Below are 17,957 nucleotides of genomic sequence, written 5' to 3'. Positions count from 1 at the left end.
CATGAAACGCCTCGCAGGGCCGCCAACGGAGACCAATGTCCGAACGTCGATCGCCGCACTTATTGAAGCGATGGAGGTAAGGACCGCGTGGATATTATGGCGTCCGACAGATGTGTCAATTCAGATTGACGCGCGATCGCGTGATTATTGATTTTCCGCAATCCCGTTGATCGGCTTGTCGCCGGGGACGCTCCGGTTATTGACGGGCGGTCGCTTGCATTGCCGCCGAAGCTTGTGCTCAGCCCTGACGTTGCGCCTGTGTCACCGCCACGTGGATCAACTCGGCCAAAGTGCGCACGCCGAGCTTCTGGCGCATCTGCGAGCAGGCGTTCGTCACCGTCTTGTAGCTCACCGACAGATCGCTTGCGATGGCCCCGTAGGATTTGCCCTGCGCCAATCGCGACAGGATCTGCTGTTCGCGCGGGGTGAGCTGGGCCTCCGGGGTCCGGCGCGGATCGGTGCGCAGCATCGCCACTTCGGTCGCCAGGCGCCGGTCGAGATAGACCTGCCCGGCCCGCACCCGCTCGAACGCCTCGAACAACTCGCCCGAGGCATGGTCCTTGAGCACATAGCCGAGCGCGCCGGCCTCCAGCGCGCGCGAGACGATCACCGGATCGTTGTGCATGCTGAAGACGAGGATGCGGACATTGGCATCCACGCCGCGCATCCGCCGGATCAGATGCAGGCCGGCGAGCCCGCTGCCCTGGAAGGTGAGATCGCAGATCACCATCGAAGGTCGCAGGCGCAGGAAGGCGCGGTAGCCAGCCACGACGCTGGTGGCCTCCGCGATCCGCTCGATACCGGCATCCTCCAGCACCCGGCGGCAGCCCTGGAGAACGATCGGATGATCGTCGATGACGAGGGCAGGGGCCCGGGTCGTGGTCGTGGCTATCGCGTTCATGCCTGGGGGATCGCGCTCGAATCCTCGGGCCGCTCGTGGTCGAGCGGGATCATGATCCGGACAACCGTCCCAGGGACGCTGTTGTCAAGCACGAAAGTGCCGCTCAGGGCCTCGACGCGCTCGCGCATCCCCGACAAACCGAGTCCGACGCCGTGTCCGGGCGCCACACCGATGCCGTCGTCCTGCACGGCGATCTGCAGGATCGTGCCGCCGTGCGCCGTCGGATCGGCCTCTTCGGACGCCCGCACCGCCACGTGCGGCGCGGCCCCGTGGCGCACCGCGTTGGTCATGCTCTCCTGGATGCAACGGAACACGGTGAGGTCGACCACATCGCCGTAGCCACGCCCGAGCCCGTCGAAATCGCCCGTGAAAATCGTGCCGGGGTGACGCCGGCCAAAATCACGCTGCAGCAGCCGAAGACAATCGGCCAACGGTACCTGTCCGAGTGCGTGCGGGCGCAGCCGGTTGAGGAGGTCGCGGTTCAGCGTCTGGACCTGCCCGACGATGCTGCCGATGTCCTGCGCGCGCTGCCGTAGCCGGTCCCGGTCCAGGGGGGCGTCCGCATCCGCCATGCGGGTGACCGAGGCGGCGTTCGCTTCCAGGGCGAACAGGCAGGGGCCGAACTCGTCGTGCAGTTCGAGGGCGGTGCGGCGGCGTTCGTCGTCCTGAGCGGTGAGAAGCTGGCGGTTGAGCCGACCGTTGGCGGCGCGCGCCTCCGCCAGGGCCTGCGCCACGCTGTTGAACCGCGTGGCGATGACGGCGAGTTCACGCGAGGCCGGTGGCGTGATGCGGACGGTGTAGTCGTGGCGCTCCAAGTGGGTCAGACCCTCGGCGACTTGGGTGAGGGGGGCGAGAACCCGGCCGAAAGCGACATACAGGGCACCGAGCAGCCCGAGGCTGACGCACAGGCTCGCGAGCGAGAGCGAGACGGTGTAGCCCCAGACCTCGTCGATCTCGTCGAGGGGCTGGGTGGTGATGCGCGCGGTGCCGATGTGGCGGCCTTGAGCCACGATCGGCAGGGCGTGCTGCCGGGGCGCGGGGGCGATCAGTGCGGCGAACCATGCCGGCGCCGCATGGTGCTCTCCCCGCCGGCGCGCCGGCGCCGTGGCAACGGGCGCGTCCGCCGCATCCAGCACCGCGACCCTGACGTGGCGTAGGCCCTGGACCCGCAAGTCGAGAGTCTGCAGCAGACTGCTGGGAGAAGCCGATTGCGCGAGGTCGATGGTGTCTGAGACCAGCAATTCGACATTGGCGAGCGCGGCCCGCATCTCCACCTCAACGGCCGAGCGTGCGTTGAGCACGATCACCGCGCAGGACACCAGGGCTGCCAGCACGTCGATGGCGATGACGAGGGCGATCATCCGTCGGCGCGTGGGCCAGCCCGCCCATCGCGATGGGGCAGTGGCGTCCAGCGCAAGAAGGCCTGTGGTCTGCGTCATCTCTGTCAAGGATCGCCGCTGAGGAACTGAAAGCGGCACTCTGGCGGCCACCCGGCCTGCTTGTAGCGAAGTTGCAGGGCGTTGAAATACCCGAGGGGATCGCGGAGACAGGGTGCTCTGGATCGGGTCGCCCTTATGAATGACGACGTCCGCGCGCTCCTCGCCACCGCGCTTGCCGATACAGCGACGGTCTGGACCCTCGGCGGCTTCGGTGCCCTCGCGGAGTTCCGTCGTGATGCCGACGAACCGACCGAACACGTCGTCGGCGGGCGGTTCGGCCTGGTGACCCCGCGCGGCGGTCTCGCATTCGATCCCCGGGCCCCGATCGTCCCCATCGCCTATGAGACGGCTTTGCCGGGCGGATGGAGTCATGCCGTGGCGCTCTGCCTGCCCGACGATCGCTGCAGTGCCATCCGGCCGCTCACCGTCACAGAGATCGGGCCGGATCACGGTGCGCTGCGGGCGCGGGATGCCGGTGCGATCCTATTCGATCTCGGATTGGCACTGCCGCAGGCCGATATTCATCTGCGCACCGAAAATCCGGCCGATCTGGCGTCACTGCGCAGGGTTTGCGGCCACCCGGCGCATGCGCCCTCGAGCCCGGTCGCGGAACTCCTCGCGGTCGGTGCGCTGGATTTCGTCGTGGTGACCCCACTCGGTCGCATCGAGGTTTTCGCGCGCCGTGCTCCGATTCGAGCAGGCGCCCCGCGCGGGTTCGTGGTTCCACAGATCCTCGCCGCGCGCCGGACCCATGTGGCTACGGCGCCGATTCCGCACGGGCTCGTACCCTGCGCCTACCTCCAGCCACCCCATCCCTGCCGCGACGGCGGAGGCCGCCCGATGCCGTTCCAGTCGGAGCGGTACGCAGCCTTCCAGGCCCTCTATGCACGCTGGGGCGATCCCGAACATGTCGCCCTGAAACACAGTCTCCTGATGGGTGCGCCGCTCGCGCCGTCTCACGCCAACCGCCGCACGCGGGCACTGGCCCGCATCGCGCGCGCGCAATCCGCAGCCCTGGCCGGCGAGCCACGATAGATCGGCCTTGCTCCGGCGTGGGACGGCGTGAAGCGTGACCGAATACGACACGTTAAACCTGTGAGCCGTATTCAGATATGCCGGTAGCCCGCTTCTTCCCTCAGTGGCGCAAGGCACGAAGACATCTTCGTGCCCCATTGACAGTCCTCTTTCGGTACCACGGCGCATCGGTTGCGACAGGCTGAAGACCGTCTTCGCCAACGATGCTTCGTGATCGACCCAACACGGTCAATCGTATCGTTCCGAAGCGTTCGAGATGTCTCATCCGATGATGCCCCTCGCCATCGATCCTTCCGAAATGCGCGCTCCGGCACGTCCCGCCAAAGCGCCTGCTCCGCGCCGCGCGGTGGGCCGTCCGATCGCTCTGGCACTGCTCGGCTGCGTCGGCCTCGTCGGTCTCTCGGCCGGGTGTTACGCCATGCTGTCCGGGCTTGCGGGTCCTCAGGTGATCAAGAATCAGGCCGCAAGGATCAAGATCGGCCCGATGGCCGTCGATATGCCTGATTTGCGCGACGGGGTTCCGGCCCTGGCACCGATCGTCACCACATCGCGACCGCCGCCGCCATCCGAGCCCGTTACGTTGCAGGCTGGAGTCAGTCCCGCCTCGCCGATCACGACCTTGGCGGCGATCGTCCCCGATCGCCCCGGCACTGGGCCTGTCACGCTAGAGGCGCCCAAGCCGGACCTGCCGGCGAAAACTGCGCGCGTGCTACCACTCGAAAATGCCGCGCTGGTGCCGCCTGCGCGGATTGCTCCGCTCATCCCCGCAGCACGCACGGCCGCTCTGGTCGTCCCGTCGTCCGGTGAGACCAAGCGCGCGCGGATCTCGACCACGACGAGTTTTGCCGCTCTGCCGCCAGAGCCGGCGTCAGCCGAGACCCCGAGCCCGCGCAAGAAGCCCGCTCCGGCCATCGTCCGCGCAAAGGTATCCCCACCGACGCACGTCGCCACTGCCGCGCCGAGTGCTCAGCCGAGCGCTGAGCCCGAAGCGGAAGAGACGGAAGTCTTCGGCATGAAAGTGCCGTCGCTGGCACCGGCCGGCCGCAAGTTCGTCGAAGGTGTCCAGGCGCTCGGCGACGCAGTGAAGAGCTGGCCCGACAAGTTCTGACGGCAAGCGCGCCCGCACATCCTTCGAGACGGCTTCCTGCTGATCGGCCCAATAGGGACGTCGCGACAGGCCCCTCTGAGGGCTGGTTTGAGGTGTGAGATCTATCCGGAGCGTGCGCAGCCCTCACCCCGACGGGGGAGGGAGCCCGGTGTGCCCGGACGATCCGAGCTGTTTAGTCGAATCCGGTATCAGACGAGCAGGGCGGCCCTGAGAGACACCGTGCCGTTTGTGACCGAAAACGCTCGGCTATCTCCGCAGGAGGGAGAGCCGAGCGCGTGTCTCACTTCACCCGGCGCGGCTTCTTGGTGATTTCCCGCTCGTGCCGGTTGGCGCGGGGGCTCTTGAAACCCTTGGGGCCTTCGTTGTCCTGGCTGGACTCGCCACCTTCGAGCAGAGCCTCCACCTGGATTTCCGGGGAGCCATTCTTGGCGAACGTCTGCGCGAAGCGGGAGGCCGCTCCGCCGCGAACCTCGAACTTGGTCTCACGATCGAAGATGCGGATCGCGCCGATCTCCTGGCGGCCGATATTGCCGCGACGGGTCAGCATCGGCAGCAGACGGCGCGGATCGGCATTGTCGCGCCGGCCGAGGTTGAGCCGGAACCACACCGACGGGCCTTCCGCATCGATCCGCGCCGAATCGGCGGGGTCGTACAGTGGCCGTGCCTTACGCTCGGGGCCGGCACCCGGATCGGTGACCTCCTCCGGTTCGGGCAGGCGCGAGCGGTAGATGCGGGCCAGCGCCGCTGCGAGTTCCTGCGGCGTGCGCTGGGCGAGCAAGGTCTCGGCCATCGCCACGTCTTCCTCGGCCGGGGCCTCGGTGAACAGCGGATCCTGCCACATGCGCTCGCCGTCGAGGCGGCGGATCTCGTCCGCGGTCGGCGGGCCGGCCCATTCCGCCGTGATCTTGGCGATCATCAGCATCTGCTCGGCGCGCCGGCGCTTGGACGCCGGGATCAGCAGGACGCTGGTGCCCTTGCGCCCGGCGCGGCCGGTACGGCCCGAGCGGTGCTGGAGCACCTCGGCATCGTGCGGCAGGTCGGCGTGGATGACGAGGCTGACGGTGGGGAGATCGATACCGCGCGCGGCGACGTCGGTCGCGACACACACCTTGGCGCGTCCATCGCGGAGCGCCTGGAGCGCGGCGTTGCGCTCGCCCTGCCCAAGTTCGCCCGAAAGGGCGACAGCGGAGAAGCCACGCTCGGTCAGAACGGCCTGGAGATGCCGCACGGCGTTGCGGGTGTTGCAGAACACGATGGCGGTGGGCGCATCGGTGAAGCGCAGGGTGTTGACCACCACGTGCTCGAGCTCACGCGGAACCACCCGCACCGCCCGGTAGGTGATGTCCGAGTGGCCGCGCTCCTGGCCCTTCACGGCGATGCGCAGCGCGTCGTTCTGGTAGCGCTCGGCGAGGGTCGCGATGGCCTTCGGCAGGGTGGCGGAGAACAGCAGCGTGCGCCGCTCCTTCGGGGTCACCGAGAGGATGAATTCGAGATCGTCCCGGAAGCCGAGGTCGAGCATCTCGTCGGCCTCATCGAGGACCACGGCGCGCAGATCCTGGGTCGCGAGGTTACGACGCTCCAGGTGGTCGCGCAGGCGGCCCGGGGTGCCGACGACGATGTGGGCGCCGTCGTTGAGCTGGCTCCGCTCGCGGCGCGGATCCATGCCGCCGACGCAGGAAATCACCCGTGCGCCGGTCTCGGCGTAGAGCCACGCCAGCTCCCGCTCGACCTGAAGGGCGAGTTCCCGGGTGGGCGCGATGATCAGGGCGAGCGGCGCGCCGGCCGGGCCGAATCGCTCCTGCCCGTCGAGCAGGGTCTCGGCAAAGGCGAGGCCATAGGCCACCGTCTTGCCCGAGCCGGTCTGGGCCGAGACGAGGAGGTCGCGGCCTTGCGCGACAGCCTCGATTACGGCGCTCTGAACCGGCGTCGGGTCTTCGTAGTCGCGCGCGGCCAGCGCTCGGGAGAGCGGGGCCGGCAGGGTCGGAAATGGCACTTAGCGGAAGCCTTGCAGGCAAACAGGCGGACAACCCGCCGGTCGGCGATCGCGCAGTGTGCGCGAAACGACTCGACCGGACGTGATTCCGGCCTCGAACGGTTACGGATAGGGATGCTTCTAGCCCGAAGCGGGCTCCGGCGCCATGTCCCCTGGTGCAATGGGGGCATGACCTCGCACGACAAACTCCGCTGAGCGGAATTCCTGTCGCTTGGCCGTGCTTGTGGGTTGTTGCACGGCCTGCGCGAGTGTCACAACCAAGTCCGGCGCCGCGGCTATCGTCCCGGCGAAGGCGATGGGTCGAACAAGGGCGGGTGATGGCGGCTGCGTTGCGTCTGGTGGTGGGGTGGGCGAGCGTCGCCGCCTTCTTCGTGTTCGGTCCATCCTGGCTCGGAGACTTGTCCTCACCGCTCTGGGCCACGGGGCTGTTCCTCTGGTTGTTCGCCGTCATCATGTGGATGGCCTTCGGCGTCGTCCATGAAGCCGAGGAGCTCGCCGAGATCCTGGGCGAGCCGCTCGGCACCCTCGTCCTCACCCTCTCCATCGTGATCATCGAGGTGGTGCTGGTCTCCGCGGTGATGCTCTCGGCCAAGGCGGCGCCGACCCTCGGGCGCGACACGATGTTCGCCGTGCTGATGATCGTCCTCAACGGCATCGTCGGTCTCGGATTACTGATCGGCGGCCTGCGCCACCACCAGCAATCCTACAATCTCCAGGGCGCCGCGGCCTTCCTGTCGGTGATCATTCCGCTGACCACCATCGCGCTGATCATCCCGAACTTCACGACATCGACCCATGGCGGCACGCTGACGCCGCTCCAGGCGATCTCGTTCTCTGTCTTTACGGTGGTGCTCTACGGCATCTTCCTGTTGATCCAGACCAAGCGGCATTCCAGCTTCTTCGTCTACGAAGGCGAAATGCCCGAGAAAGCGGTTGTGCGGGCGCCCGACCCGGATGCCCCGAGCAAGCTCGCGCCGATCCTCACGCACGTCGCGTTGCTGGTCGCCAATATCCTGCCCATCGTGCTGCTGTCGAAGAGCTTGGCCGCGATCCTCGACCACGGGATCGAGGCGCTCGGTGCCCCCTCGGCCCTCGGCGGCGTCCTGATCGCCGCCATCGTTTTCACCCCCGAGGGTATCAGTGCCCTGAAAGCGGTGGCGCGCAACGAGCTGCAGCGGGCGATCAACCTCTGCCTCGGGGCCGCGACCTCCACGGTGGGTCTCACCGTACCGGCGATCCTCGCCGTCGGGCTGCTCTCCGGCCAGGAGGTCGTGCTGGGCCTCGCCCCCACCGAGATGGCGCTGCTCGTGGTCACACTAATCCTCAGCACTCTGACCTTTTCGGGCCTTCGCACCACCGTGCTGGAGGGTGCGGTCCACCTCGCGGTGTTCTTCGTCTATCTCGTCCTGATCTTCAGTCCCTGATGCATATTCAGGTGAGAGTGGGCCGGCTCCCATGATGGCAGCGCGTTCTGACGCCGGATCGGCGCCGTTCTCATGCCGACGGATGCGGCCCTGATGGAGGTTCTGGTCGTCGGCGCCGGGATTGTCGGACTGGCCGTCGCGCGGGCTCTGGCCCTGCGCGGCCATTCGGTGATCGTGGCGGAGGCGCAGGGGGCCATCGGCACCGGCATCTCGTCGCGTAATTCCGAAGTGATCCACGGCGGAATGTATTACCCGTCTGGTTCGCTGCGCGCCCGCCACTGCGTCGCGGGCGCGCGCCTGCTCTATGCCTATTGCGCCAGCCACGGCGTGCCGCATGCCGCCTGCGGCAAGCTCATCGTCGCCACCGACGAGTCCGAGCGCAGCGCCATCGAGGCGATCTATTCGCGCGGGATGGCGAACGGTGTGCCGGGTCTCGTCCTGCTCGATGGTGCTGCGGCGCGCGCTCTGGAACCGAACCTCGCATGCGTCGCGGCGCTCCACGCGCCAGCCACCGGCATCATCGATAGCCACGCTTTCATGCTGGCTCTGCAGGGCGATCTTGAGGATGCCGGCGGTGCCGTAGCGTTCGACAGTCTCGTGACCCGCATCGCCCGCACCGGCTCCGGCTGGACCGTCCAGGTCGGCGAGGACCGGCTTCCCTTTGATTGTGTGGTCAACTCAGCCGGCCTCGCCGCACAAGCACTCGCCGCAGCGACCGAGGGCTATCCCGCCGACCGGATTCCGCGTCGTGTTCTCGCCAAGGGTAGCTATTTCGGCTGTCTCGGCCGCCCGGCCTTCTCGCGGCTGATCTATCCCGCGCCGATCGACGGGGGGCTCGGCATCCACCTCACCTTCGATCTCGCCGGGCGGATCCGATTCGGCCCCGATGTCGAGTGGATCGACACGCCGAATTACGTGGTCGACCCGATGCGCGCGGAACTCTTTACGGCGGCGATCCGGCGCTACTGGCCGGGACTGCCTGACGGCGCGCTGACCCCGGATTATGCCGGTATCCGCCCGAAACTCACCGGACCAGGAGAACCGGCGGCGGATTTCCGCATAGATGGCCCGGCCGAGCACAGCCTGACCGGCCTCGTTCACCTATTCGGTATCGAAAGTCCCGGCCTCACCGCTGCCCTGTCGCTCGCCGAAGACGTGGCGGACCGGCTGTAGGATTTTGGCCTTGGAATAAGCTCCGTTCCCGGCATGAGTCAGCCGGGTCCATCGCTCAGCGGTCGCGCATCACGATCCAAAGCGCATGGATCATGCCCGGAATGACGCCGAGGATCGTCAGCAGGATGTTGAGGAAGAACTGCACGCCGATTCCGGCGGTCACGAGGACCGCGATCGGGGGCAGAAAGATTGCGAGGATGATACGGATAATGCTCGACACGACGTCTCCGAGAAATCTGCGGTCACATAGACCTGGGCGGAACCGCCAAGGTTGGGCTCAGGTTCCCCGGTCGGCGTTGTTTCTTGGGTCTTGTACCTACGATGTTCCGAATTCTCGGGCGGCACACGCCGAATATGGCTGATCCACTCGTCGGCGCGTGTGCGGTCGCCGACGATGCGCCGTCGCGACAGGATGCCAGTGGCGCGCGCCGATGCTGACCGAACTCGTCCACTATCTGACCAACCCGGTCCCGCGCGCGCTCCGCCGCCTCGGCTACCTGCGGGAGAGCGTTCTGTTGCTGTCGCGGTCGCGCCGGTGTCGCGTGGCCTGGGCCGGTCACCTCACGGCCGCGCGCGCCGTCATCGCTCAAGCCTGTGAGGAGACGGCCGGCGGGTTGTCGTCGTCCTCGGCTCCGGGTTGCTCGACGACGTGCCCCTCGACGTCCTAGCCGCAACCTTCCGTGAGGTCCGCCTCGTCGATGCCGTTCATCTGCGGCCGGCCCGGCGCCAGGCGCGCGCCTATCCCAACGTAACCTTCGTCACCGCCGAGATCAGCGGCGCCGCCGCCTGCTTTCACGATGGCGACGCGACCATTACCGATCCTCTTGGCCCCCTGTGCGGGGATCCGGAGGTCGATCTCGTGATCTCGGCCAACGTCCTCTCGCAATTGCCGATCCTGCCGTTGGATTGGTTCGGGAGCCGCGGAAGGGTACCGCCGCCGGATCTCGGCCGTCGGATCGTACGGGGACACCTCGACGGTCTCGGGCGGCTGTCGGCCCGCGTCTGTCTCGTCACGGATGTCGAGCAGGTGGATAAGGGGCCGTGACGGGCGGATCGTCGATCGGCTCGACCTCCTGCATGGGCTCACATTGCCCGAACCCGATCGGGCCTGGATCTGGGACCTCGCTCCGTTCGGTGAGGCCGCCCGCCATCGCTGCCATCGCCATCGCGTCCAGGCCTACGGCGATTGGACTGCGGTCTGGAACGGCGACCATTGAACGAAAAAGGCCGCCTTCCCGAGGAAAGCGGCCTTCTGGCGCGTAACGCAGATCGGTCGAGGCTTACTCGGTCACGGACGAGGGATCATTCCTCTCCGAACCGCCGGCCTCGCCGATATCCGAACCCTCGAACCGCGCGCGGCGGCGCCGACGTGGCTTCGGGGCGGTCAGCGGGGTGTCGTCACCCTGCGCGGACGAAGCCGCATCGGGTTGGCTCTCCACCGCACGCTCCGCCACCGGCGCGGGCCGGGTCGGGGCCATCAGGAAGGCCGGCAACGCCGCGACATCTTCGGCGGCCGGACGCAAGTCGGGCTCTTCGCGTCGACGGTTACGCCGCACAGGGGCGTCGTTCGTACGCCGCGGAGCCTCCTGGCGGCCGGCATCCGGAGCGGTCTGGTCCTGGCGCGGAGCCTCCACCGGTGTCTCGCCACGCCCGTTATCGAACCGTGACGGTTCGGTACGGGGCTGGTTCTGACGCACGTAGTCCTGGCGCGGAAGGTCTTGGCGCGGAAGGTCTTGGCGCGGAAGGTCCTGCCGCGGAAGGTCTTGGCGGGGCTGTTCCTGGCGGGGCTGCTCCTGCCGCGGCTGATCCTGGCGATTGAAATCCTGTCGCGGATTGTCCTGACGCTGGGAATCCTGCCGGCCGTAATCCGGCCGCGGGTTGTCGTTGCGCTGGCTGTCCTGGCGATTGTAGTCCTGCCGAGGCCCGTCTTGACGGTTGGAATCCTGCCGGTTCGACTCTTGCCGAGTATAGTCCGGTCGGTTCCCATCCTGGCGCTGATTGTCGAAGCGCTGGGGGCGGTCGGTGCGGTTCTGGAACCGATCGCGCCGGTTCTGGCGGGTGTTGTCCGGCCCGGAATCCTGACGATTGGAATCCTGTCGGTTGGGCTCCTGACGGCTGGACTCTTGCCGTCCTGCGTCCGGCCGACCCGAATCTTGCCGTCCTGAGTCCTGGCGATTGGACTCCTGGCGATTGGATTCTTGCCGCGCCTCGTAGGGCTGTGGCTGCGGGCTCGAATCCGAATACTCGTCGCCATACCCGTTCGCGCCGTAGCTGCTGGCGGCGTAGCCGAGCGGGGCGGCCTGATCGTCGTCACCCTCGTCGTCGCCATCATCGAAGCCGCGGGCGTAGCCGGCCGCCTGTTGACGGTTCTGTTCTTGAGCACCGGAAATAATCCGGAAATAATGTTCGCCGTGCTGGAAGTAGTTCTCCGCAGCGACCGGATCGCCGCTCGCTTGCGCGTCGCGCGCGAGCTGGGCGTACTTGTCGGCGATGTGCTGCGCGGTGCCGCGTATCTTAACGTCGGGACCGTTCGACTCGTAGGAGCGCGTGAGCGGATTGGGGCCTTTGGGGCGGTTACGACCGCGCATCCGTCTGTTCTGGTTTGGTCTCATCGGTCTCGATTGACCCTCGTTCGTATCGGAGCGTCTGATGATGCGGAGGTGTCCGGTCGACCGCGACGGCGCCCATGGTCGGGGCTGGTCGGTGGCGCCGGATGACCCGGGTCGTCTTCGTGATCCGGGTCTTGGTCCGCGATCGATTTCGCCGTGCTTGCCGTGTGTCCCGTCAACCGAGGCTCGCGCTGAGCGTCCAGGCGTCCTTCGGTTTTCAGGCTCGAATTGACCAAGCTCCTGCGCTTCGTCCTGCGCGCGCCAGCCTGATCGTGGGGAGACCGTCTAAAAAAGCCGCGGAGCAATGCCGCTAACTTTCCTACCGCAATCCGTCTTAACGGATCGTTCGCGATCTGCCCATGAGGTTAGCCGCTTGCCGATACCGCAACAAGCTTTTTTTGCACGACTTTCGGTTGCGCCAACGATTTTTTCGCGAATGTCCCTGCATCAGGACGCCCTCAGCGTCACCACGCGGGCGTGCCCGGCCAGATCGCGCGTGATCTCGGCATGTGCGAAACCGGCCGAAATGCCGATCTCGACCACCGCATCGGCCTGATCGTACCCCACCTCGAAAACGATGGCTGCGCCTTGGTCGAGGCAGACCGGGCCGGCGGCGACCTGCTCGACGATGCACCGATAGGCGTCGAGTCCGTCCGCGCCGCCGTCGAGGGCGGCGGTCGGGTCGTGCAGGCGGACCTCGGCGTCGAGGCCAGGGATCGCCGCGCTCGCGATGTAGGGCGGGTTCGAGACGACGAGGTCGAAAGGCCCCGAGAGCCCAGCGCTCCAATCCGCGTTGACGAAGGCGGCACGCTCCCCGACGCCGTTGGCGAACGCGTTGATCCGAGCCTGCTTCAAGGCTCCGAGCGAGCGATCGAGACCGATTCCGAAACTCAACGGCCTTTCGGTGAGCAGTGCCACGAGGATGCAGCCCGAGCCGGTACCGAGATCGAGCACCCGCAGGGAACGCCGACGATCGAGGTGGAGGGCCAGTGCCGCCTCCACCAGCGTTTCGGTGTCGGGGCGCGGGATCAGCGTGTCCGGCGACAGACCGAAGGGCAGACCCCAGAATTCCCAGGCGCCGACGATCCGGGCCACCGGTTCGCCAGCGAGCCGGCGCTCCACCGCCGAACCGAGCCGACCCGCGCCCTCCACACCCAACGGCTCGTCGCCACCGAGGATCAGGTCGGTGGTGCCGATCCCAAGGACATCGAGCACGAGGAAGCGCGCATCGGTGGCGCCGATCCCGTGGTCGGCAAAGGCCTGTGCGATCGCCTTCAGAGCGTCCGTACGGCTGGTCTTCGCCTCGAGGGTCCTCATCTCGCCTACCGTCGTGCGATCCTCAGGCCATGCCCTCGGCGGCGAGCAGCTCCGCCTGATGTTCGGTGACCAGGGCGTCGACGAGTTCGTCGAGCGCGACGCCTGCCAAGACTTCTTCGAGCTTGTAGAGGGTCAGGTTGATGCGATGGTCGGTGACGCGGGCCTGGGGAAAATTGTAGGTGCGGATACGCTCCGAGCGGTCGCCCGAGCCCACCTGCGACTTGCGATCGGCGGCCCGTACCGCGTCCTTGGCGGTGCGCTCGGCATCGTAGAGCTTGGAGCGCAGCAGCGACATGGCGCGCGCCCGGTTCTTGTGCTGCGAGCGTTCCTCCTGGACGAAGATCACGATACCGCTCGGCATATGGGTGATGCGGATCGCCGATTCTGTTTTGTTCACGTGCTGTCCGCCCGCCCCCTGCGAGCGCATGGTGTCGATCTTCAGGTCCGCGTCGTTGATGACGATGTCGACCTCTTCCGCTTCTGGCAAAACCGCCACCGTGGCGGCGGAGGTGTGGATGCGCCCCTGCGCCTCGGTGTCGGGCACGCGCTGCACCCGGTGGGCGCCGCTCTCGAATTTCAGGCGGGCGAACACGCCCTTGCCCTTAACCTCGGCGATGACCTCGCGGTAGCCGCCCACGGTGCCCTCGCTCTCGGAGATCACCTCGACCTTCCAGCCCTTGGTGTCGGCGTACCGGCCGTACATCCGGAACAGGTCGCCAGCGAAGAGCGCAGCCTCGTCGCCGCCGGTGCCGGCGCGGATTTCGAGAATGGCGCTCTTCTCGTCGGCCGAGTCCTTGGGCAGCAGGATGAGTTGCAGCGCCCGATGCGCCGCCTCCAATCCGGCCTCGGCCTCGGGCTTCTCGTCGGCGGCCAGTGCACGCATCTCGGAATCGCTGCCGGGCTCGTCGATCAGCGCCTCGATATCGGCGAAGTTCGCGGCGGCCGCCCGATAGGCGTAAATCGCTGCCACCACGCCTTCCAACTCCGACAATTCGCGCGACAGCTGCACGAACGTATCGGAATCGGCCGAGCCCGCGCTGAGGGTGGCGGTGACGATGTCGTGGCGCGTCAGGATGGCGTCGAGACGGTCTGCTGGAATAGGGGTCATCGCCCGTCGGGTACTCTCACCAGTGACAAGGTTCGTCGGGTCACGTCGCGCCCGGCATAAGCCAGCGCCTGCGCGTTAGATAGGCACGCCGTGGCTCTTGGCGAAGGCGACCAGTGCCGGCCGGAGCGTTTCGCCATCGCTGGCCCGCTCCATCTCCGCATCGATCAATGCGGCGACTGCGCCGGCATCGACCGCGAGCACCATCGCCTTCACCGGCCCGATGGCGGCCGGCGACATCGACAGCTGGCGGAAGCCGAGGCCGATGAGCGCCATCGCCTCCAAAGGCTTGCCACCGATCTCGCCGCAGACCGTGGCCGGGCAGCCGGCGGCGGCGGCACGCTCCGCGATAAGGCGGAAGGCACGCAGGGCCGGGACGCTCAAGGTGTCGAACCTGTTGGCGACCCGGCGGTTCTCCCGGTCCACCGCGAACAGGAACTGCATCAGATCGTTCGACCCCACCGACAGGAAATCTGCGGCCTTGGCGATCTCGTCGATCTGGAACAGCAGGGACGGGACCTCGACCATCACGCCGAGCTTGCAATCGCTCGGCAGGGTATGGCCGTGGCGGCGCAGATGCGCCTTCTCGCGTTCGACGATGGCCTTGGCACGGGTGAACTCGTCCACCGTCGCCACCATCGGGAACATGATCTTCAACGGCCTCCCGGCCGCCGCCTTGAGCAGCGCGCGCAACTGGACCCGCAACAGGGCGGGACGGTCGAGGCCGATACGGATCGCCCGCCAGCCGAGGGCCGGGTTCTCTTCTTCCAGCGCCGGCATGTACGGCAGGATCTTGTCGCCGCCGATGTCCAGCGTCCGGATCGTCACCGGCAGGTCGCCGGTGGCGGAAAACACCGCCTCGTAGAGAGTCTGCTGCTCGGCGGCCGACGGCATGCGCTGGGCCACCATGAACTGAAGCTCGGTGCGGAACAGGCCGATGCCGTCCGCTCCGGTCTCGTGCAGGTGCGTGAGATCGATGAGTAGTCCGGCATTGAGCTGCAGGCCGATGGCGGTGCCGTCGAGGGTCACGGCGGGCACGTCGCGCAGAGCGCGGTACTGCTCCTGCCGCTTGGCGCGCACACGCACCATCTCGGCATAGGCCGCCTCGATCTCGGGTCCGGGCCGGACCTGGATCTCACCGGTGGCTCCGTCGACGATGATCGCGTCGCCCGCATCGCACAAGGCCGTGGCGTTGGCGATCTCGCCCACGGCCGGAATGCCGAGGGCGCGCGCCACGATGGCGATGTGACTGGTCGGGCCGCCTTCCTCCAGCACCACGCCGCGCAAGGCCGTGCGGTCGTAGTCGAGGAGCGCGGCCGGACCCATCGAGCGCGCGACGAGGATCGCGTTCTCGGGCAGCACTCGTTGCGCGCCGCTGCCTTCGGCGCCGATCAGGGTGCGCAGAAGGCGGTTGGCGAGGTCGTCGAGGTCGTGCAGGCGGTCGCGCAGATAGGGGTCGCTCTGGCGCATCATCCGGGCGCGATTGTCCGATTGGACCCGCTCCACAGCGGCCTCGGCGGTGAGACCCGAATGGACGGCTTCGCGCATCCGGCGCAGCCAGCCCTTGTCGTGCGCGAACATCCGGACGGTTTCGAGGACTTCGCGGGATTCGCCGGTACCGATGCTGTCGCCGCGCTCGACCAGGTCGTCGATGGCCGAGCGGACTTCGCCGATGGCGAGTTCAAGCCGCTCGACCTCGCGGTCGACGTTCTCGGCGATCAGCGTCTTGATGACGATGCGCGGCTCGTGGAGCACCACGTGGCCGAGGCCGATGCCGTCGGCGAGCGCAACGCCGCGCTGGGTGACCGCACGTCGCGCGGTGGTGCCCGCACCCGGCGCCAGCGACTGGAGCTCACCCGAAGCGATCATCTCGGACAGCACCATCGCCGTCGTCTGGAGCGCCTCGATTTCCTCCTCGGAATAGACCCTGTAGGTGCGATTCTGCACCACCAGCACACCGAGCGTGTTTCCCGCACGCAGCAGCGGGACGCCGAGGAAGGCGTGATATGCCTCTTCCCCGGTCTCCGGCCGGTAGGCAAACGAGGGATGCGACTGGGCGTCGGACAAAGACAACGGCTCGGCCGTCTGGGCGATGAGGCCGACGAGGCCTTCGTCGGCCCGCATCCGTGTCAGATGCACCGCCTCGCGGTTCAGCCCCTCGGTGGCGAACAACTCCAGGGTGTTGTCGTCGCTCAGCACGTAGACCGAGCAGACCTCGGCCACGACGTTGGCGGCGATCAGCGTGACGATGCGGTCGAGGCGTGCCTGTGGACTGACCGGCTCCGCCATCGCCTCGCGGAGGCGGCGCAGCAGCAGGCGCGGGCCTCCGGGCGCAGCGGGCATGGTCTCCTCGATCCGGCTTCGACTACCGCGACATCACGCGCAAGTTTCGTGCGCGTGGCAAGCGCGTGTGTTCAGGCCTGGTCGAGGCCGTATAGCGAGTGGAGCGTGCGAACGGCAAGCTCCGTATAGGCGGCATCGATGAGGACGGAGAACTTGATCTCCGACGTGGTGATTGCGCGAATGTTGATTCCCTTTTGCGCCAGCGCCCGAAAGGCTTTGGCGGCCACGCCTGCATGGCTGCGCATTCCCACGCCGATCGCCGAAACCTTCACGACGTCGGTGGCGCCCTCGATCTGGGCGAATGCGATGATGTCGCTCTGGGCTTCGAGAATCGTACGGGCGCGGTCGTAGTCGGCCGACGGGACCGTGAAGGTCATGTCGGTGGTCGACTGGTCGCCCGACACGGTCTGGATGATCATGTCGACGTTGATGTTGGCGTCTGCGAGCGGCCCGAAGATGGCGGCGGCGATACCTGGGCTGTCCTTCACGCGGCGAAGCGTGATCTGCGCCTCGTCTTTGGAGAAGGCGATCCCGGTAATGATCTGCTGTTCCACGATGTCGTCCTCGTCGCAGATGAGGGTGCCGGGGCGGGCGTTGTCCGGCGGATCGAAGCTGGAGCGCACGGTGGTGGGTATGCGGTGGACCATGGCGAGCTCGACGGAGCGAACCTGCAGCACCTTGGCACCGAGCGATGCCATCTCCAGCATCTCCTCGAAGGTCACCCGCTCCATGCGTCTGGCCTTGTGCACCACGCGCGGATCCGTCGTGTAGACGCCGTCCACGTCGGTGTAGATGTCGCAGCGCTCGGCGCCGATGGCGGCGGCGATGGCGACCGCGCTGGTGTCTGAGCCGCCACGGCCGAGCGTCGTCACGCGGCCCGTCGCCTCGTGCATGCCTTGGAAGCCGGCAATGACCGCGACTTCGCCGCGCTTGAAGCCGGCATCGAGCCGCGCCCCGTCGATGCCCTCGATCCGGGCCGAGCCGTGCGCGTCGGAGGTGAGGATCGGAACCTGCCAGCCCTGCCAGGAGCGTGCCTTGATGCCGATCTTCTGCAGCGCGACCGCGAGCAGACCGGCAGTGATCAGTTCGCCCGAGGCCACGACGGCGTCGTACTCGGCCTCGTCGTAAAGCGGAGCGGCGTCCTTGACCCAGGCGACCAGCTCGTTGGTCTTGCCCGACATCGCCGAGACCACCACCGCGACCTCGTAACCGGCCGCGACTTCGCGCGCTACGTGGGCGGCCACGTTGCGGATACGCTCGACAGTGGCGACGGACGTGCCACCGAACTTCATCACCAAACGGGGCATGTCGCGTCCGCGTCGATTCTTTTTCGTGAAACGATCCGGCCCCGGATCGGGACGGTCGAGCCCGCCGCGGGATGTCCCCCGGCGCGCGTCCGGCACCGCGTTCTTGCGCTGTACCGCTCAGGGCTCCGGCGGGTACAAGGGCGCATGGGGCGTGTCAACAATCGGGACCGCCCGCACCAACTGGCGGCCCCGTGCGCCGGGGC

Annotated in this window: 15 protein-coding genes; 6 read left to right on the top strand and 9 right to left on the bottom strand. The window is 67.4% G+C overall.

Features of this window, described 5'->3' with window-relative positions; genetic code table 11:
• Positions 1-238 precede the first annotated feature (238 nt).
• Positions 239-901, bottom strand: coding sequence for a response regulator transcription factor (locus G3T14_RS06725; protein WP_163641279.1), 663 nt, complete (start codon positions 899-901; stop codon positions 239-241).
• On the bottom strand, positions 898-2,340 hold the full coding sequence (locus G3T14_RS06720; protein WP_163641277.1) for an ATP-binding protein: 1,443 nt from the start codon (positions 2,338-2,340) through the stop codon (positions 898-900). The genes G3T14_RS06725 and G3T14_RS06720 overlap by 4 nt, the downstream gene beginning before the upstream one ends.
• Before the next feature lie 135 nt (positions 2,341-2,475).
• Here G3T14_RS06720 and G3T14_RS06715 point away from each other — a divergent pair, with 135 nt between their 5' ends.
• Both G3T14_RS06715 and G3T14_RS06710 read left to right on the top strand, forming a co-directional pair.
• Complete coding sequence (locus G3T14_RS06715) at positions 2,476-3,375, top strand: hypothetical protein (RefSeq protein WP_163641275.1); 900 nt, start codon at positions 2,476-2,478, stop codon at positions 3,373-3,375.
• 256 nt (positions 3,376-3,631) lie between these two features.
• Positions 3,632-4,483, top strand: coding sequence for a hypothetical protein (locus tag G3T14_RS06710; RefSeq protein ID WP_246732998.1), 852 nt, complete (start codon positions 3,632-3,634; stop codon positions 4,481-4,483).
• A 280-nt stretch (positions 4,484-4,763) separates the two neighbouring features.
• On the opposite strand, the gene G3T14_RS06705 is transcribed toward G3T14_RS06710, so the two are convergent.
• Positions 4,764-6,476 carry a DEAD/DEAH box helicase gene (locus tag G3T14_RS06705; RefSeq protein ID WP_163641273.1) on the bottom strand — a complete coding sequence of 571 codons (1,713 nt, stop codon included), beginning with the start codon at positions 6,474-6,476 and terminating at the stop codon, positions 4,764-4,766.
• A gap of 317 nt (positions 6,477-6,793) precedes the next feature.
• On the opposite strand from G3T14_RS06705, the gene G3T14_RS06700 reads away from it, so the two are divergent.
• Together G3T14_RS06700 and G3T14_RS06695 are read left to right on the top strand one after the other, a co-directional pair.
• The gene (locus tag G3T14_RS06700) at positions 6,794-7,900 is read left to right on the top strand and encodes a calcium:proton antiporter (RefSeq protein WP_163641271.1); all 1,107 of its coding nucleotides are present in this window, start codon (positions 6,794-6,796) and stop codon (positions 7,898-7,900) included.
• Positions 7,901-7,993: 93 nt separating this feature from the next.
• Positions 7,994-9,073 (top strand): NAD(P)/FAD-dependent oxidoreductase, encoded by a 1,080-nt coding sequence (locus G3T14_RS06695; protein ID WP_163641353.1) that lies wholly within the window; start codon positions 7,994-7,996, stop codon positions 9,071-9,073.
• Between the two features lie 55 nt (positions 9,074-9,128).
• Here G3T14_RS06695 and G3T14_RS06690 read toward each other — a convergent pair whose 3' ends face one another.
• Entirely contained in the window at positions 9,129-9,293 is a 165-nt protein-coding gene (locus tag G3T14_RS06690; protein ID WP_163641269.1) for a YqaE/Pmp3 family membrane protein, read from the bottom strand.
• Between the two features lie 417 nt (positions 9,294-9,710).
• Between G3T14_RS06690 and G3T14_RS24975 the strand changes: the two genes are divergently transcribed.
• Both G3T14_RS24975 and G3T14_RS25375 read left to right on the top strand, forming a co-directional pair.
• Positions 9,711-10,118 (top strand): hypothetical protein, encoded by a 408-nt coding sequence (locus G3T14_RS24975; RefSeq protein ID WP_246732996.1) that lies wholly within the window; start codon positions 9,711-9,713, stop codon positions 10,116-10,118.
• 43 nt (positions 10,119-10,161) lie between these two features.
• Positions 10,162-10,290 carry a hypothetical protein gene (locus tag G3T14_RS25375; protein ID WP_281409792.1) on the top strand — a complete coding sequence of 43 codons (129 nt, stop codon included), beginning with the start codon at positions 10,162-10,164 and terminating at the stop codon, positions 10,288-10,290.
• Between the two features lie 63 nt (positions 10,291-10,353).
• On the opposite strand, the gene G3T14_RS06680 is transcribed toward G3T14_RS25375, so the two are convergent.
• The 5 genes from G3T14_RS06680 to G3T14_RS06660 form a co-directional block, all read right to left on the bottom strand.
• A complete protein-coding gene (locus G3T14_RS06680) occupies positions 10,354-11,661 on the bottom strand; it encodes a DUF4167 domain-containing protein (RefSeq protein WP_163641267.1) in 1,308 nt (435 codons plus the stop codon).
• 468 nt (positions 11,662-12,129) lie between these two features.
• Complete coding sequence (gene prmC / locus G3T14_RS06675; protein ID WP_163641265.1) at positions 12,130-12,999, bottom strand: peptide chain release factor N(5)-glutamine methyltransferase; 870 nt, start codon at positions 12,997-12,999, stop codon at positions 12,130-12,132.
• Positions 13,000-13,021: 22 nt separating this feature from the next.
• Positions 13,022-14,107 (bottom strand): peptide chain release factor 1, encoded by a 1,086-nt coding sequence (gene prfA, locus G3T14_RS06670; protein WP_163641263.1) that lies wholly within the window; start codon positions 14,105-14,107, stop codon positions 13,022-13,024.
• 75 nt (positions 14,108-14,182) lie between these two features.
• Positions 14,183-16,447: a phosphoenolpyruvate--protein phosphotransferase gene (gene ptsP, locus G3T14_RS06665; RefSeq protein WP_163641261.1), complete on the bottom strand. Its 2,265-nt coding sequence runs from the start codon at positions 16,445-16,447 to the stop codon at positions 14,183-14,185.
• Positions 16,448-16,518: 71 nt separating this feature from the next.
• Positions 16,519-17,754, bottom strand: coding sequence for an aspartate kinase (locus G3T14_RS06660; RefSeq protein WP_163641260.1), 1,236 nt, complete (start codon positions 17,752-17,754; stop codon positions 16,519-16,521).
• Positions 17,755-17,957: the final 203 nt, after the last annotated feature.

Origin of the sequence: Methylobacterium sp. BTF04, from assembly GCF_010692745.1 — a bacterium.
Lineage (GTDB): Bacteria > Pseudomonadota > Alphaproteobacteria > Rhizobiales > Beijerinckiaceae > Methylobacterium.
This window is presented reverse-complemented; position numbering and strand designations above follow the sequence as displayed.